This is a genomic window from Mycoplasma marinum, assembly GCF_004335975.1.
GTDB lineage: Bacteria > Bacillota_I > Bacilli_A > Mycoplasmatales > Metamycoplasmataceae > Mycoplasma_K > Mycoplasma_K marinum.
The window spans coordinates 1-15,099 of record NZ_PSZO01000007.1 but is presented as its reverse complement, the minus strand read 5'-3'; the positions used below and the strand labels follow the sequence as shown (position 1 = coordinate 15,099).

General features: G+C 27.2%; 10 protein-coding genes. 3 read left to right on the top strand and 7 right to left on the bottom strand.

Annotated features, from left to right (window positions below):
* Nucleotides 1-129 precede the first annotated feature (129 nt).
* The 7 genes from C4B24_RS01945 to C4B24_RS01915 form a co-directional block, all read right to left on the bottom strand.
* Complete coding sequence (locus C4B24_RS01945; RefSeq protein ID WP_131598828.1) at nt 130-1,692, bottom strand: hypothetical protein; 1,563 nt, start codon at nt 1,690-1,692, stop codon at nt 130-132.
* The gene (locus tag C4B24_RS01940; protein ID WP_131598826.1) at nt 1,692-4,100 is read right to left on the bottom strand and encodes a DEAD/DEAH box helicase; all 2,409 of its coding nucleotides are present in this window, start codon (nt 4,098-4,100) and stop codon (nt 1,692-1,694) included. Before C4B24_RS01940 ends, C4B24_RS01945 begins: the two co-directional genes overlap by 1 nt.
* A gap of 249 nt (nt 4,101-4,349) precedes the next feature.
* A complete protein-coding gene (locus C4B24_RS05240; protein ID WP_131598824.1) occupies nt 4,350-6,692 on the bottom strand; it encodes an ATP-binding cassette domain-containing protein in 2,343 nt (780 codons plus the stop codon).
* Nucleotides 6,679-8,055 carry an ABC transporter ATP-binding protein gene (locus C4B24_RS01930; RefSeq protein ID WP_246005073.1) on the bottom strand — a complete coding sequence of 459 codons (1,377 nt, stop codon included), beginning with the start codon at nt 8,053-8,055 and terminating at the stop codon, nt 6,679-6,681. The genes C4B24_RS05240 and C4B24_RS01930 overlap by 14 nt, the downstream gene beginning before the upstream one ends.
* Nucleotides 8,055-9,251: an ABC transporter permease gene (locus tag C4B24_RS01925; protein WP_131598822.1), complete on the bottom strand. Its 1,197-nt coding sequence runs from the start codon at nt 9,249-9,251 to the stop codon at nt 8,055-8,057. Before C4B24_RS01925 ends, C4B24_RS01930 begins: the two co-directional genes overlap by 1 nt.
* Nucleotides 9,244-10,323, bottom strand: a complete 1,080-nt coding sequence (locus tag C4B24_RS01920; RefSeq protein WP_131598820.1) for an ABC transporter permease — start codon at nt 10,321-10,323, stop codon at nt 9,244-9,246. Before C4B24_RS01920 ends, C4B24_RS01925 begins: the two co-directional genes overlap by 8 nt.
* A gap of 13 nt (nt 10,324-10,336) precedes the next feature.
* Nucleotides 10,337-12,913, bottom strand: a complete 2,577-nt coding sequence (locus tag C4B24_RS01915) for a hypothetical protein (RefSeq protein ID WP_131598818.1) — start codon at nt 12,911-12,913, stop codon at nt 10,337-10,339.
* An 893-nt stretch (nt 12,914-13,806) separates the two neighbouring features.
* Here C4B24_RS01915 and C4B24_RS01910 point away from each other — a divergent pair.
* The 3 genes from C4B24_RS01910 to C4B24_RS01905 are packed head-to-tail and all read left to right on the top strand — an operon-like array spanning nt 13,807 to nt 14,773.
* Entirely contained in the window at nt 13,807-14,007 is a 201-nt protein-coding gene (locus C4B24_RS01910) for a hypothetical protein (protein WP_131598816.1), read from the top strand.
* A 14-nt stretch (nt 14,008-14,021) separates the two neighbouring features.
* A complete protein-coding gene (locus C4B24_RS05205; protein WP_246005072.1) occupies nt 14,022-14,231 on the top strand; it encodes a hypothetical protein in 210 nt (69 codons plus the stop codon).
* A complete protein-coding gene (locus C4B24_RS01905) occupies nt 14,174-14,773 on the top strand; it encodes a polysaccharide pyruvyl transferase family protein (protein WP_246005074.1) in 600 nt (199 codons plus the stop codon). The genes C4B24_RS05205 and C4B24_RS01905 overlap by 58 nt, the downstream gene beginning before the upstream one ends.
* The last annotated feature ends 326 nt before the right edge of the window (nt 14,774-15,099 follow it).

Genomic DNA, 15,099 nt, shown 5'->3' with positions numbered 1-15,099 from the left:
AACTCTAATTTATATTCCATAAACTTATCTTTTCCTTTGCAATTTTAATTTCTAATTATTGCAAAAACAAAATAAAAAAACTCCTGCAATAACAAGAGTTTTGAAACTTACTTTATCTTTTACTTTATTTTATTCTTCTTGTATTGAACCCTCTGTTTTGGCTTCAAGTTTGGCATTTTCTTTTTCTTGAACTAATCTCATTCATTCATGAGTTATTTCTCAACATTTTCTAGCTTTTGAAACGGCTGCTGGTTCAATAATTCTTTTGAAAGATTCCCCTTTAGGGTTTTCAACATTTCTTATTAATCATTTTCTAAATTGTTTATTAGCTTTAATTTTACTCAATTCTTTAGCTGATAATATATCTATATTTTTATGTATTCCAGAAGAAGTTATATTCCTAATTGCTCCGTGGTATTTTCTTAATAAATCATCTTGTCTTTCTGATCAAGCATTGTATTTTTTAATTTGCTTTGGAGAAAGTGAGTTGCTCAATTTATTTTCTATTAAGAATTTAATCAATCATTGATCGTTAATTTGTAAGATAGATTCTTTATCTAAAGCATTCATAAGCATTATTTTAAAGTCTTTTGGTAATTTTTGTAGAACTCTTAAAATATTTTCAACATCAATAACAAATTTAAATTTCTTTAGATTTTTCGATTCTTTAATTCTATTAGCAATATCCATGTTTTCTAACATCTCTGGTTTTTTGCTAACAATATTATTTATAAGTGTAACATTGTCTTGTCCATATTTATCAATCAGTTCAATTATTAAACTATCTGATAAAAATCTTACAAGTTTATTCTTTTTAGAAACTGAATAAAGAATCATTTCCTTGTAACCAGCTTCAATTATTTGTTCTTCTGTCATAGTTTTTTTATAGAATAGAGGAATTCCATTTCACACAAATAAGTGATATGAAATAAAATTATATCCCTCAACTGATATGGATATAATTCCATTTTCAGCATTATTCTTTCATCCATTGTAAAGAGAATTGGATGCAAAAATTTCTTTTAAGTTTTCAACTGTAACAAGTTCACATCTAAGAGCTTCATTTATAACGTCATTTTCATTGAATTCCCTCAATGCAAATGCAACGCCTTTCATTTGTCTTTCAATCTGTCTATAAGCAGATTTGGGAACATTAAGTTCTGAATTATCAATTATGATTTTTCCATTATATTCAAATGACATCTCAATATTTAAATGGTCTATCTTGGCTATCGAATGTGTTTCAGAAACATTTTTTAATCTTTTAACACCATTAGAATTTGTTAGATATTCAGAAACAAAATTATTTAAATTTTTTGGCATTTCAATTAGTTTATCACCAATATTTACAACTTTTAAATCCTCGTAAACGTCAATTGTAATTGATTCACCTTCAAGTTCAATCATTGCTTCTTCTTCGTAAACTCTTCTGATTAAGTCTTTATTTTTATAAGACTGAAGAGTAGTATTTTTAGTGAAGTCTTTAAACATCATTTTGAATCTTCTTTCAACAAAAGATTCCAAGTCTCCCATAAGACCTACATCGTTTAGTAATTTTTTTAACTGAGTTGCAGGATTTTTCATAACCAATGCAATTACTTCTCGTGCTAGTGGGTCAAGTGTTGTACCAATTTCATATGTATATTTAAAAGTCTTTTGTTCTTTTTTAGTTTTATATAAATGTTTAATCATTATTCACCACCCTTAATGAAAGAATCGTTTTCTTTTGCGTATTCAATCATGTCTGATAAATAAGCTCTTGGTTCACAATCTGGTACTTCATATACAATTTGCGATAATTTTTTATCACTACCAATTACAATAAGTAAATCTCTTGCTCTTGAAATTGCTACATTAAGACGTCTAAAGTCACTAATAAATCCTTGACTTCCTGAATTATCTCCAACAACTGTTGAAAGTATTACAATGTCAGCTTGGTCACCTTGAAATGCATCAACGGTGTTAACTTTAAATGATGAAAATAATTCTCTCATCTTATGTGAATTAATATTTTTTTGTATTTGTTCAGTCTGTGCTCCATAAGTAGTTATAATTGCAACTGAATATTTTTTTGGATCATCCAATGTATCCAATAACTTTTCAAGTGAATCATTAATTATGTCTATTTCTGTTTCGTTATATCTTGAATATGAATTCGACATTTGGAATTCTTTTGAACCAGAAGAAGAAATAAAGGTAAATGGTTTGAATGCTCTTTCCCCTTTATATTTTAAAACTGATTTTGTTTTTCTACCAATTTCTAATTGATTATTATAAAACATAGCATATTGTTTTGCAATAGGTTCAACTGAACGATAATTTATGTTTAGCATAACTGCTCTTTTACGTCTTTTCATATCTAAAAACTTATTTTCAAATATTGAAAGGGAAATATATTTATCTATAATTGCTTCATTTTCTTTTTTAAATTCAGAACCTAATGTTCCTCAATTAATATCTGACATTGGATCTAATTGTTTTTGATCACCAATAAAGATAACTTTTTTTGCCATTGTTGTAAAACGAATTATTTCTGGAACATTTGACTTAGAAATTTCGTCAATGATAAGGACGTCAAGATGTTTCAATCAATCTTTTCACCTTTTATTTTCTATTGCAGAAGAAGTTGTTGTACTACCCACAACTTTGAAGTCCCTTGGTGAGTGTATTTCCTTAATATAGGGCATTTCCATACCTTTTAGATCTCAACCTGTTATTCTTTCGATTTTTTCACTTATTTGATCACCAATTAATTCTTCAGAATATAAACTTTTATTTCTATATTCAATTTTTAAAGGTAAGAATGGGAAGTTATCATTTTTATGCAGTTTTTCTAAAACATTTTCAACCGCAACATTTGTTTGAGAAGCAATCAAAACTTTCTTTTTATTCTTTGTATAGAATTCAACTAATTTTTCAATAAGGTGAGTTTTACCTGTACCTGGAGGGCCTTGAACGAATGCTACGGGTATATTATCTGAACAAATTTTAAATGCTTTTCTTTGAGATTCATTTAAATTTGTATTTTGAGCAAATTGTTTGGCACTGTAATCTGGAATTCATTTTTGTAAAGGTTTAATATCATCTCATTTACCTTTATTAAATAAATATTGGAATACTTCATTGTTGCTAACTGTATCATTTTCTATATCAGTAACAACTTTAAGTATTGTTTTGTTTTTAATTGCATTTGCAACATTAACGATATGCAAATTACCTTTATTTAATCCACTATGCTTTCCATCTATCATTATTTTAAAAGAAGGTCTTCTTGTAATTGAATGAGCTATTGCAAAATCCAAAGGTGTAACTCCATTATAATCACCAGTAGATATAAATTTTGCTCTATCACTTGTTGGAAGTTGTCCTTTTGATTTAATTACATCTTTAAGAGTAACTCCAATGTTTTTAACTCCTGTAACTTCAATAACCATGATGGTTACTTCATGAGAAAGGTATTCTTTATCAACATATTTAATATCTCTTGATTCAACGTATCTTCTCCTACCAAGATGTTTTATGAAACTTAATTTATTTTGGTCCTTTAGCTTAGAAATTGAATTATCCACAAGAAATGCAGGAACAAATCTAATCTTATTGGCTGGAATATCCATTGAGGTAATTTCTTCTTCCCTTGAAAGTATTTCTGAATAAACAGCAAGTGCCTTTACAATATTGTGATCAGATAAATCTGGATTAATCATTTCAGAATGTTTTAGCAATTGATACATGTTATGTGCATAAAGATCTTGATTAGTTTGCTCTTTATTAATTTCAATTTCAATTCCTTCAAATGTTTCACTTTCATTTATATGTCCAATAAACGAAAGTAAAGTTCCAGTTTGTGTTTCTGCGTCATAAAATAAATTACCAATTAAAGTTAGGAATTTCTTATTTATTTTAAGTGTTATTACCACATTATTCATTCCGATTATTTTATTATCTTCTTCAGAAGTTCTTGGAGTTAGACCTATGTTAGACGAGAGCATTCCATTCCCTGTAGGATTGGAATTGAATTTATCAATCATTTCTTTCATTTCTGGTTTAATTTTTTCAGTGAATTTTTTATTTAAAATAATTTTGTTTATGTAAATTTTCATTTATTCTGCTTTCTTATATTAATAGTTTTAACAGTGACTATTATGCTTTTTTTCATAAGATTTTTGAAGGTATATATACTTATATATAAAATTCACATCTTGTAACTTACCTTAACTTTACCACATAGTACTGTCAAATGTTTTAAATGAATATAAAGAAAGGTATTTTTCAATTATTTAAAATGACTTATTAAGCATAAAAAAAGATAAAAAAATCAATACCAAATATTGTAGGTATTGACTAAGTTTTTATTTTGTTCAAGTTTTTATTTGCTCTTGATCTGCTAATACTTCATGTGTAGAAGATATTTTATGGTATTCAGGAGAATTTAGGGAACTATATTTGTCTAAATATGTTGCCTTGAAATTATTTTCTTCAAAACCATTTGAAATTTTAGCTATGTCAGGCATTGAACTTATTAAGTTTTTAGTATATGGATGAATTGGATTTTCGAATATTTCTTCAGTTTTACCAAATTCAACAATTTTTCCTAAATGGATTATTAAAATCTTATCTGATATATATTTAACCATTGATAAATCATGAGCGATAAATATCATGGACATATTATCTCTTTTTTGTAATTTTTTAAGCATATTAACTATTTGTGCTTGAATTGATAGGTCAAGTGCAGCAATTGGCTCATCAGCAATTATAATTTTTGGTTCTGCAATAATAGCTCTAGCTATACCAACTCTTTGCCTCATACCACCCGAAAATTCGTGTGGATATCTAAATGCATGTGCCTTTGTCAATCCAGAATCTTCAAGTGCCTTAAATACTCTATTTTTTACTAATAATTTTTTAATTTTTCTTTTTGAACTTAAAGTATTAAATATGAACTTTTGTATAATATCTAAGTCTTTTTGGTTACGTTTTATTTCTTGATCGATTGAGTTAATGTTTGAATTATATTTTTTGATTTCTTTTTCAAATCATTTTTTTAAATTAGAATCTGATTTTAGTGAAGAAAAACTTTCAAAATTATCTATATTTAGAGCAAGTATTTCTTTGAATTTATCTTGAAGTAGTATTTCAGATTTTTTATTATTTTCTAATAAAAATTTGTTCTGATCTTCAAGAATTTTCTTTCTTTCAGCTTCTTCTTTTGCAACTCTTATTACACGCTCTTTTTTATATTTTTCTAAATCTTCACGATCAATCCTTGCAGCCTCTTCATATTTTTGCTTTAATAATTCAACTTCTTTTGGAGAAATTAAGTTTTTCTCAACCTTTGATTCTTCTTCTAATTCTGCTTTTTTTGCAATGATTTTGTCTTTTAAAATCTGTAATGTTTCAATTTTTAGGATTGATGCATCTTCTAAGAATTTCTTATAAATATATTTATCTAATTCTGCATTTTTAATAGATGCTTTTTCAATAAAATCATCAGATATTTTTGTAATTTTAACACTTAGTTGGTTAATATTTTTAATTTCAGTTTTTATAGATTTATCATTGACATTCTTGTATTCGTTAAACTTATCTTTCAATTCCAATTTAAATGCTTCATAAAGTTCATGAACCATCTCTGGGAATGCATCATTAATAAGATTTTTTTCTTCTTGGATTTTTTTAATTATCTTATTAATTTTTCTTGAGATTAAGTAATCTAAAAATATAAAGTTGAACTCGCCAAAAGTTTCAGTTTTTTTAGCACTAATTAATTTTATTTTTGCATTATTTTTTCATTCTGAAATAGCATTTTCAAAACTTTTTGAAGATTGTTTGTTGAGGTTTTTAGTGAATGTTTCTAAAGCTTCCTCTTCTTGCTCTAACTTTTTAAGTTCTTTATTTAATTGTATGCATTTCTTCGAATGTTTTGAACGCTCCAAAGCATCTTCATAAGCATTCATTGATTCTAGTAAGTTTTTTTCTAAACTAAGTTCTAAGTCACCTTCTTGAACTCTTTTACGATAATTTTCTCACATCCCAAATATTTCATTCGGAATAGAAAGCATCCTATTAACAATTTGATGATTAGCTTTTTCTTTTCAACCAAAGAAAGTGCTAAGTAGCAATTTTGAATTCTCAATTTTTGTTTTTTTGTTAAATTGAATCTCATTAATACTTTTGAAGATATCATCATATGCCTCATTTGCAATCTTATTTGCAAACTTTCTAAACCTAAATATTCTATTACTATAATAATCTTCTAATTGATATCCAAAGAAGTGATAAATCTTGTCACTATCTTTATATAAATCAGTTATATATTTTTGGTCTAACTTCAAGGTTTTTATTGGTTCTGAGACAATGTTCATAATATTCTTTTGCTCATTCAATGATGAATAAGGATCTTGAAAAATCATCTGAACATTACTTCTTAGTGTATAAATTTCATCTTTTGTAAGTTTTTTAGATGCAACATCTACCCCATCAATTAAAATCCTTCCTGATGTTGGTTTATGCAATCTAATTATTGTTCTTCCGATTGTGGTTTTACCAGAACCGGATTCACCAATTAGACCAATCGTTTCTCCCTTTTTAAGGCTAAAACCAGCGCCATCAACAGCAAGCAGTAAAGACCCCTTCTGAGGAAACACTTTATTTAATTTTTTAACTTCTAATATATTTTTATTGTTTTCCATTTTTGAAATCCTCCCTTACTTGTCTTGCGATAACTTCAACTTGTTGTGGTCTTTTAACTTTTTTAGCTTCAGGATGCAACAATCAAGTTGCGGCATAATGATTTGAATTGTTGCCCACTTTTATTAAAGGTGGTTCCTCTTTAAAATCGATTTCTAAAGCATATTTGTTACGAACTGAAAATGGATCTCCAGGTGGTAATGAAGCAAAGTTTGGTGGTGTACCATCTAATGTATAAAGTTCTGTAGAGCCATCATTTGATTCAGGCATTGAAGATAATAATGCTCATGTATATGGATGCCTTGAATCAGTGAATAATTCATATTTAGGCGCAGTCTCAATTATTCTACCTGCATAAAACACATTAACATGATCGCATAAAGTTGATATTACTGAAATATCATGAGAAACTAAGATTATTGCAATGTTATATTCTTTTGAAATAACTTTGAATAAGCTTAAAACTGAAGCTTGAATTGTTGGATCAAGAGCAGTTGTAGGTTCATCAGCGATAATTACATCAGGTTTTGAAATAACTGACATTGCAATAACAACCCTTTGTCTCATACCACCTGAAAATTCATGTGGATATAATGTAATTCTTTCTTTTGCATTGGAAATACCAAACTTTTCAAGTAAATCTATAATAATAGTTTTCTTTTCACGTTCAGTTTTTTTCCTATATTCTTCTTTTGTGTCTAGAACTTCCATAATTTGTTTACCAATTTTCATAGTTGGATTTAATGAAGTCATAGGGTTTTGAGGTATGTATGAAATTTTCTTTCCCCTAATCTTTCTTCACTCAGAATTTCTTCTAATCAATTGGTCTGTTCCTTCTTTTACCATTTCAATATTGTCTATTTTTAGTGATTTTGCCTTCGAAAATGAATTTACATTCATACCGAATAATGACTTGGCTGTAACTGATTTACCTGAACCAGATTCACCAATAAAACCTAATATCTCTCCTCTATATACATCAAAGGAAATATTTCTTATAATTTCTACTATTTGTTTTCTACTATTTGTATTTCTAAAAGCAACAGTTAAATTTTTAACTGATATTACAGGTTCTTCATTTCTTTCTTTTTTAAGACCTTTAATACTTTTAATATCAAAAAATTCTTTCTTATTTTCTCTTGGTTCATCCTTTAATAACAATAGCATTTCTTTTTTGCTTATTTTTTCAGTTAATTGAATGTCTAATAATTCCAAGACAAAACGTATTTTTTTGAGAGTTGTTCTTTCATTGAACTTTTGTCTAGATTTAATAATTAAAATATTTTTTAGTTCAGCCTTTTTAAGAGAAGAATCAATTTTTCAATTATTTTCCTTAGCAAAATTTATATAATCTTTTTTAAGCATTAAGAACTCACTTTCGCATCAAATGAATCACGCAGACCATTTGAAATAATTTGTAGAGATAGTGTAAATAGTAATACAACAGAAGCTGCAGATATTAAGAAATATGGATTACTTGTCATGGCATCTATTTTACGAGATTCTTCCAACAAGTTACCAAGAGTGTTGTGGGCATCGCCACCAATTTTAAGTCCCAAGAATACCAAGAATGCTTCAATGAAGATTACAGCTGGAATTCTGTGAACAAATGAAACTATAACTCTACCAAAAACATTTGGTAATATGTGTTTAAAAATAATTTTATTTTGTGTTGCACCAATAGACTGTGATGCTTTAATAAACTCAGAATCTTTAACTTTAATTGTAAACATTCTTGCAACATATACTGGGGCAGTTCAACCAATGATTATTAATGCCAAAAGAATTGAACCAAACCCCCTGCCAAGTATCATTATTAAAATTGTTATTAATAATGTCGCAGGTATAGTTGTGAAAACTTCTACTATACGCATAAAGTATGTATCTAATCATTTACCTGCATTGTAACCAAGGTATAAACCGATTGTTGTACCAATAATAGATTCGATAGTTGTAACAAGAACAGCTAATCCTATTGAGAATCTAGAAGATGCAACTAATCTTGAAAATACTGAAATACCAATTGAGTCTGTTCCTAATGGTGTACTAACGTAATTTGGATTTTTATATTCAATATTTCACACTGGTTTTAGTGGGTCTGCATTATCAAATACTGAGGAAATAATTATTCCATTATCACCTTGTAACGTTCCTATCTTGGCGCCTCCTGTAGGTGGGATATATTTAATACTCCCGTCAACAGAATTCTTTATAAAAGATAGTGTACCTGTAACTTTTCTTGTGTGTGTAGTGAAATCAGGTCCAAGGAATTTAATGTGTGAAAGTGATGACTTGGAAACTGCTCCAGAATTTGGGTGTCTAGTGAGCAATCCTCCGAATATTAAGAAAAGAATAATTAAGGAAAGCACGGATAATGCAACTATATTTCATTTATTTTTAAAGAATCTTTTAATAACATCTTTTCAAACTTTACTTTGTTTTCCATAAATCATATTTTTTTGTGATTTCTTTTCATACTCTTCAGCACTTATTGAATTAAATCATTTTTTATTTAATATTGGCAAATTATATTCGCCATCAAGTGTTTCAATTTTATTCATTTTTTACACCTCCTTTTTCTTTGCGTATTTCTAACGCATATTTTCTTCTTTTATAATTCTTTTTCAATCTTTCTAAAATTGAAAATTGACTTTTTTCTGCAAGTTTTATTCTAGGATCAAGTATCGTATATAGAACATCCATCATGATATTTAATAGTAACGATAGTGATGCAAAGAAAAGTATCGAGAACATGATTATGTTATATTCATAATTAATAACCGCTGTACCAAATATATGTGCTGTACCCGGTACATTAAAGAATAACTCGATTATTAATGAACCCATTATTATAAAAATAAATCTTGGAAGGATTATTGTAACAGCTGGTATTGAAATGTTTCTCATAACATGTCTGAAGAAAATATCTGTTTCTTTTATACCTTTTGATCTTGCTGTTGAAACATAATCACTTTTTAAAACTTCTACAACTTCATTACGTATATAGTATGTAATTGTTGCAAATGAGAAAAGAGTAATAATTAAAATTGGTAATAATAAAGTTTTCATCATTTTTCATGTTCCACCTGCTAATTCAGGTGATAAGAATTGTGTAGGTCAACCTGTTTTATTAGCTGTAAGAACTAATATAGCTGCTAAAACGAATGAAGGTATAGCAACGAATAAAGTAGCGAAAATATTTAAAGCAATATCTGGTCATCTACCTCTTTTATAACCTGCAACAATACCGAATGTTACACCTAGTATTGTTCCGAATAGGAAACCAGTACCCGCAACTAAGAAAGTGTATTTAAGTGGTTTTGCAAATTGATGTGGAATTGTATTCAATGGTTTCTTATAATAAAAACCAAAATCGTTATGGAAAATTCCTGAAATATAATTACCAAATGCTTTAAAAATATTTCATTCCGGATGGTAATTGTATTTTTGATAAACTAGTTCTCTTATATCTTTTTGAGAAGTGTGCTTTGCATTAGATTGTAGTTTCGAAATCTCGTTTGTAATTGCAGTTGGTTCACGATTAATTAACCTTAATAGAAAGAAGGTAATTGTCAATGCAATTATTAATGTGATAAGAGCTAGTATTAGTCTTTTAAGTATATATTTTGTCATTTTTTTACCTTTCTTAATCTACGTATGAATCCACAATATTGATTATTTCTCCACAATCAGAAGATTGTGCAATATGTAATCATGGTGCCATATAGATTTCTTTTGTTTGTATTGTTGCATTAGGTTGTGTACCTAATGAAGCATTTGTTTTATCTCCAAAAGCTAACTTATCAGTAATTGCATAACTTGCCATCAAGTTTGTATATTTTCTAACAATATTTTCATCACTTGATTTTTGGAAGAAGAATTTTTGAGCAGCATTATCGATTTCATTTAATGCTAAACCGATATTTTTATTATCAAAATCTTCACCAGTTCTAAATGTCATTCAATCCTTTAAATTTGTTTGTTTTAAGAGTTTTTTATCTAATGCGTGAGTGTAATTTTCTTTATCACTTTTCATAAAGTCGACAAAGTCTTTAATGGAAATAGTTTTTGTTAAGTTTCATTTATTTTGATCTGAATTATCAAATACCCTAACGTTATAATTAGGACCGGAAATATATGCTTCTTTTAAAGCGTTATAAAGTACCGATGCTCCATATGTTGCTGATAACAATTGTTGAGTTAATGAAATACTTGAATCATAATCAGCACCCGCACCAATATAAACAAGTGGGGCCGTTTTGGTCTTATTATTAGCATTAAGGCTTTTATCGCTTGTTGGTATAAATTCTTTGAATGAAATACCTGTCCCCTTTGTTAAATTATTCAAATAATTAAGTGTTTTATTATAAGCATTTCTTGTATTCGGCGTATCAACCTTATCTGTTGCTTTAAAATCAATTAAAGGAAAAACAAAATCTCCTTTTATACCTAATTCTTTTTTAGAATCTTTAATAAATTTAGCTCACCCTTCTTTAACTGCTTTATATTTATCCTCTGTTGGTTTTAAAAATTCATTTGAGGATTTAGTATTGTTTTTAATGTATCAATTCATTTGATCTACATCTTTCGAAATACCGTGAGATAATCCTGTTCTTGGATGTTTTTTTCATTCTTCTGTAATCGGAACACCAGTATTGAATTTTAGCCCTTGTTTATAACCTTGGGCAACTTTAACAAGTTCAGAACCCTCTAACCATTGTTTGGAAATTCCGAATAAATTTATTGAAGCATTCAATAGTGATCTAAATATTCTTCCTCTACCTGAGAAATATTCAATATCTGCATTTGGATCACTTGCGATTTGTTTTCTTGTTGTATTAAATAATAATCTTGATGTATTATTATCTAATTGAGCATTTGAATTTTTTGTGGAAGCAAAGTATCATGGATTAAAAATCATTCTTCTTGTCATTCCCTTTTCAGTTATTCTCCTCTTAGTTCCAAATTTTTTAGATTTTATTACTCTCATTAAATTAGCGTTTTCCAACACTTTATTATTAAGTACTGATTCAGAGTTATCCCTTAGGAAACTTTGCTGTCTTATTTGTGCATAAACATCGGCATCTGAACCATCATTAAATAAGTATTCTATTTTATTCAATGTTTTATTATTTTTATTTCATTTTTCTTTATAAGAATGTTTATTTTTTTTCAAAACAATACCACTACTTAAAGGATCAGTATTGTAAGATTCTAAATAAAATCTACCAACTGTAAGTTCTTGAGAAAGATCAACCTCTTCTCCGTGTCTAATTGTTTTACCAAATTCTAAAAGTTGTAAAAATTTACCTGGTTTATCAAAACTTTTTTGACCTCCATTTAATTCTAAAATTTTTTGAGAAGACATTGGATTATATTGATTTGTTAGTGATAAGTTATTTACCAATATAGATGCATCTTGTGCCATTGTATATTTAATTGTAAATTTATCAGGATCATAATTTGCACCAGTATTAGCATTAATGGTTCCTTTTAAATCTATACCATATAGATTATTCAAATAAACGTTTCCATTATTAAACCCTAATTGATTTAAAGCACCATTTTCATAATATTCATCTGAATTCAATATTCTTTGCATATAATCTTTTTCTATTGGGGGCATTGGATTTTTACCCATTATAGTTCCAAGTTGTCGAACTTCTTTATTATTATAAATACCCCTCATAAATCCATAAAATATGTCGATTGCTTTGTATTCATATTTTGTAACTTCACCGTGATTGTTTACATAATGTATACCAGGTTTAACTCTCAATGTTAGTGACCGAGTTTTTTTCTTACTAAGGCTATCGGTTAGTTTTTTATATGAATCATATTTTCCTGAATCAGTTTGTACTGAGGAAACTCCACCAAATTCATAGTGTGATTTTTCTTTCTTAACTTCTTTTAAAGAACCATCTGGATTTTCAATAACTACCGATGATTTATCTATTACTTGATCAAACGGCATTGTTGTTAAAGGTTTATAAAATTGTAAATCTCTACTGGATGAAACTAAACTTGAAGATTGGACATTTTCATCTCAAATTCTTCTATTTTCTGAAAATGTTTGAGTTTTATCAAGGAAACGAACTAATGTCCTTCTTCCTTGATAAAAAACAGATGATGTTGATGTATTATTAGCAATAGAAATTGCAAGTGGAACTGTTACTGCAGTTGCTATTACAACACCTATTGAAATCTTTATTTTTCTATTCATATTTACCTCCTTACGTCGAGAAATTAATAATTTAATTTAATACTAGTGCTTTATATTTAACAATAAAAATCAAGGAAACAAACCTTGATTTTCACGACATTTAAACGAATAGTATTATCTGAATTAAATTTAATCAAGTATTAAACTTTAACTTCTTCTTTTATGTAAAATGTGTTAGTTTATTTTTCAACATAATAATTATACAAATCTTTTTTACGGTATTTTTCAACAAAAATGCTAATTTTTTATATCATTTTAGACTAATAAGACATTTTTTTACAGAACCTCAAATTATCTATATTCTATTTTTTTGAGTAATAAGACATAAAAGTTAAACAAGGTTAATTTTTTTAATGAAAAAAGAAAATGAGGTTTTTAGTTTCAAAACTAATTAAATTTACTAGGTAATTTGAGTTTTACTTAAAATTATTTTGAAAACACAATGAAAATTACCGCAATGAGATGCAATATTTGAAATATATAATATGAGCACTATTTTATATTTTAGGTTTTAAATAATGCATATTTTATTTGCATATTTTTCAGTTGATTTATATTCATTTATATATTTAACTCTTTATATTTTCAAGTGAAGCAATTTTTAATAACAAAGTAATCGGATTAAATTAATGATATCCCAACAAGTTATTCATTTTATAAATAAGGATAAGCGAATATTTTAACGTATTCATACTTGAAAAAATAACAAGAATTAATTAGTGAAAAAGTTATTTTTGAACAACAATACAAAGAAATAAATTCTTTTTAACTTAAAATCCATATCATTTGAATGCAATTTTAAGGAGTGTTTCTTATAAAAAAAGTATCATTTATTATGCTTTTGTATCTATATAATTTGTTTATTATCTAAAACAATAAATAAATGGAGAAATATGAAAAAAGATAGATTTATAACAATTATTAAGAGTTCAAATGATTCAGAAAATATGGGTGATGATATTATATTTGATTTAAGTAAGGAGTATGTTTTTGATAAGTTTAGAACAGACTTTTTATTCTATACATCACAAAAAATGCCTAGTGATAGAACTTCATTAAAACATCAGGCACAATCGATATGCAACTCTTGTTAGGTACTAAGGCAATAATGACAAAATATAAACCTGCCTTTCTTAGATTTTCCGGTGTGAGATTAGGTTTTTGAAAATCAAGAAAAATCAAGGATAAATTAGTTTTAATGGGTGTTGGTTCTGATGGGGGTGAAAAGTTTTCTTTTTTACAAAAAAACTTTATAAAAAACTGCTCTCAAAGACTAAATACCATTCGGTTAGAGATGAACATACAAAGAAATTATTAGAAGGTATTGGTTTTGAAAATGTTTTAAACACTTCATGTCCAACAACATGAAAATTAAAATCATTTAAAGTCAGTATCCCTAATGATGATTCAAGTTTAATCCTTTCTTTTTCATTGTCTAATGATGATTTGAATTTTGTGCAAAAGATTATTAATCAAGCTTCTGAGAAATATAAAAATGTTTACATTTGAATTCAAACACGAGCAGAAAAGGAAACATTTGTAAAAAGAGTTAAATTCAAAGAAAATGTAAGCATCATCGATCAAAACTTGCATTCATTTTTTGAGGTTGCATCTAAAAACAATACCTTCTACATTGGCTCTAGACTTCACGCTTCTATATTTAATCTATACAATAACAATCCATCTGTAACAATTAAGATAGATCAAAGAGCTGGTGGTATTAATAAGGCATTCAATATCCCAATTATTGATTACTCTATTGACCTTGATTTAAATGATATTGAAGAGAGAATTCAAGATACTATAAATATATCAGATGCTAAAATAAAGGAAAGCAAAGAAATTTTCATCAATAACTAAATAAGTTATTTTAAAAAGAGACACTTTATTGGTTGTCTCTCTTTTTTAAAATTTATTGCATTGAAGTTTGCAACAAACACACAATAATTTTTGATATTATTTTACAGAAGTGCTCAATAATCCTGAAAAAATAAAGTATTTATTAATAGCAATGTGCCACAAAATTAAAAAATAAATGTTGCAAGAAAATATATCTTAAATCAATAACTATATACAAGGCAATTTAAAAAGCATATGATTTTATAAATGCATCAAATAAGTTGTTTCCATATTTATTGATCTGTTAATTGATATTCAATTTGTTGTAATCTGGATGTAATATTTTA